2 protein-coding genes are annotated in these 2358 nt (G+C 48.0%); both read left to right on the top strand.

The window, feature by feature from the left end; genetic code table 11:
* The coding region (locus MoGM_RS05545; protein ID WP_104369137.1) for a site-specific integrase at positions 1 to 1133 on the top strand (1133 nt) is incomplete at its 5' end.
* A 15-nt stretch (positions 1134 to 1148) separates the two neighbouring features.
* A partial coding sequence (locus tag MoGM_RS05540; RefSeq protein ID WP_104369136.1) for a site-specific integrase occupies positions 1149 to 2358 on the top strand: 1210 nt, incomplete at its 3' end.

The following is a 2358-nucleotide window of genomic DNA, read 5'->3' as shown; positions in this document are numbered from 1 at the left end:
GCACGATGGCGCAGTTCGGATCTAAGCTGTCCTGCACTCCCGAACTGTGGAATCCACGTGAAAGCCGTCTGAACGGCAAGAGCAAGGAAGCGGTGGAAACCAATGCCAGGATTGAAAAACTGCTGTTGGCGGTGAACAACGCTTTCAACAGCCTTGTGAGTCGTAAAGTGGATTTTGAAGCCACCGATGTGAAGAATCATTTTCAAGGCAGCATGGAAACACAGATGACTCTCATGAAAATGACGGATGTTGTCTGTGACGACCTCAAAGCCCGTATCGGCATAGACCGCGCGAAAGGAACTTATCCCGGCTATCACTATATGCGTCTGACCCTCGGAGAGTTCATCGAGCATCAGTACAAGGTCAAGGACCTGTCATTCGGGCAACTGACGGAACAGTTCATCCACGACTATCAAGCATTCGCTATGGAAAACAAGGGATATGCGATAGATACCGTCCGCCATCATCTTGCCATCCTGAAGAAGATATGCCGTCTGGCTTATAAGAAGGGGTATGCCGACAGGAGCCATTTCCAGCATTTTACCTTGCCGAAGAAGACTGAAACGACACCACGGGCATTAAGCCGTGAATCGTTTGAGAAAATCCGGGATGTGGAAATACCTGCTTACCGCAAATCCCACATGCTGGCAAGGGATATGTTTCTCTTTGGATGCTATACCGGAGTCTCTTATGCAGATGTCGTTTCAATTACACATACCAATTTATATACGGATAAGGACGGGGCTTTGTGGCTGAAATACCGCAGAAAGAAGAACGAACTCCGTGCCAGCGTAAAACTATTGCCCGAAGCTATTGCGCTTATCAATAAGTACCATAGTGAGGACAGGGAAACCTTGTTTCCTTTACTTCGCTGGTCAAATCTCAGAAGGCACATGAAAGCGTTGGCGGCATTGTCAGGAATCAAGGATGACTTGTGCTACCATCAGGCCCGCCATAGCTTTGCCTCGTTGATAACGCTTGAAGCAGGCGTTCCGATAGAGACCATCAGCAGGATGTTGGGACACTCCGATATCTCCACCACTCAGGTATATGCCCGTGTAAGCCCGAAAAAACTATTTGAGGACATGGACAAGTTCATTAAAGCGACCGAAGATTTCAAACTCACTCTTTAACACTTAAAGAATAATATGCGAAGTACATTTTCATTATTACCCTACATCAACCGCAGCAAGGTAAAGGCTGACGGTACGACCGCCGTATTGTGTCGTATAACCATTGACGGCAAACAGACCGTCATCAGTCCCGGAATTTATTGCAGACCGGAAGACTGGAACGGCAGGAAGAACGAGATAAAGTCCGCAAGGGAGAACAACCGTTTACGGGAATACCTGCGCCTGATGGAAGAAGCCTATAATGAGATATTGAAATCGCAAGGTGTGGTCAGTGCGGAGATGCTGAAGAACCATATCACCTTGAACAACATCCATCCGACGACCCTCCTGCAAATGGGGGAATGGGAAAGGGAGCGTTTGAAGAAACATTCCGAGGAAATAGACTCAACTTCTTCCTACCGACACTCCATGTACTACCAGAAGTACCTGACGGATTATCTCGCTTCTTTAGGGAAGAAAGACATCGCCCTTGAGGAAGTGACGGAAGATTTCGGCAAAGCCTACAAAGCGTTTTTGAAGAGATGCAAGAATTTCGGGGCTTCCCAAACCAACCATTGCCTGCGTTGGTTGAACCGCCTGCTGTATCTGGCAGTCGATAAGGAGATTATCCGCGTGAACCCTTGTGAGGAAATGGAATATGAAACCAAGCCGGAGGCAAGGCACAGGTATATCAGCCGTGAGGAGTTCAAGAAGATACTTTCCACCCCGATGTATGACAAGCGGATGGAACTGGCAAGACGGGCTTTCATCTTTTCGACCCTGACCGGACTGGCGTATGTGGATATAATGCTCCTGCATCCACATCATATCGGGACGAATGCGGATGGTAGGCGGTACATCCGCATCAACCGCAAGAAGACAAAGATAGAGGCGTTCATTCCACTGCATCCCATAGCGGAGCGGATATTGTCGCTGTATAACACGACTGACGATGAACATCCCGTGTTCCCGCTTCCCAATCGGGATGCCCTGTGGTTTGAGATTCATGAGCTGGGTGTAATCATAGGGAAAGAAGACAACTTGTCCTATCATCAAAGTCGGCATAGCTTCGGTACGTTCCTGATTTCATCGGATATACCTATCGAGAGCATCGCTAAAATGATGGGACATTCCAATATCCGGACGACACAGGGGTATGCACGGATAACCGATGATAAAATCTCCAGAGATATGGACAAGCTGATGGAACGCAGGAAAATACAATCTATCGGCGAAAAGACAGACA

Origin of the sequence: Prevotella sp. MGM1 (genome assembly GCF_002933775.1) — a bacterium.
Lineage (GTDB): Bacteria > Bacteroidota > Bacteroidia > Bacteroidales > Bacteroidaceae > Prevotella.
Note: the sequence above shows the minus strand (reverse complement) of the source record. Positions and strands in the feature narration are given on the sequence as shown.